The organism is Verminephrobacter aporrectodeae subsp. tuberculatae At4 (assembly GCF_000193225.1).
GTDB lineage: Bacteria > Pseudomonadota > Gammaproteobacteria > Burkholderiales > Burkholderiaceae_C > Acidovorax > Acidovorax aporrectodeae.
The window spans coordinates 1-911 of sequence record NZ_AFAL01000548.1; the positions used below are offsets into that span (position 1 = coordinate 1).

Sequence of the window (911 nt, forward strand, 5' to 3'; positions counted from 1 at the left end):
TCACCGTCGCCTACGCCGACCCCACGACCGGCAACGACGCCAACGCCATACAGGACGCCGCCGGCAACGACGCGGCCAGCTTTGCTGCCACCGCGGTGACGAACAACACGCCGGCGCCCGTCGCGCCTCCACCTGCCGCACCTGCGCCGCCCGCCGCACCCCCTTCATCCGGTGGATCCTCTGGCGGTGGCGGATCCCCCGCGCCCGCCCCAACCCCCCACAAGGAGCCGGATACGGACAGCGACGGTGTGCCCGACGCCCAGGAAAACCTGGCCATCGGCCCCGCTGGTGCCGCCGTCGGCGACGGCAACGGAGACAACGTCCAGGACAGGACACAGGCCGCAGTCGCCTCGTACAGCGCCACGACAAGCAGCAGTTCCAGCACCTCGGTCACCTTGGTGGTCGATAGCCAGGATGGCAAGGTCACCGCCAGCAGCACCGCCCGCATTACCAGCCTGGTGCAAAAGGCGACCCCGACCCAGATGCCCCGGGCGCTGGAGACACCGATCGCGCTGACGAGTTTCAAGGCCACGCTGGATGCCGCCGGCAGCAGCGAGACCTTCAGCCTGTACGTGGACCCGAAGATCGGCGCCAACGGTTACTGGGTGCAGGACGGCACCACCGGCACCTGGGTGAACCTGGCGAGCAGCCCTTACGGCGGCAAGATGGTGAACGAAGGCGGGCGGCTGCGGCTGGACTTCCAGATCAAGGATGGCGGGCCGTTCGACGCCGATAGCACGGCCGACGGTGCCGTCACCGCCTCCGGTGCCGCAGCGAAGATGCCGCTGTCCGTCACCGGGCAGGCGTCAGTGGTGCATGACGGGTTCTGGTTCTGAGGCCAGCCCCCCGGGCCCATCTCCCTCAAGAGGGGTCACGGGGGGCGTTAATGGCAGCACGAAATGATGCCTTCG

General features: G+C 68.8%; 1 protein-coding gene. It reads left to right on the plus strand.

Annotated elements, in window-relative coordinates; translation table 11 throughout:
- Positions 1-836, plus strand: an 836-nt coding sequence (locus VTU_RS33725; RefSeq protein WP_010106816.1) for a choice-of-anchor U domain-containing protein, incomplete at its 5' end; no start/stop codon positions are given.
- Positions 837-911: the final 75 nt, after the last annotated feature.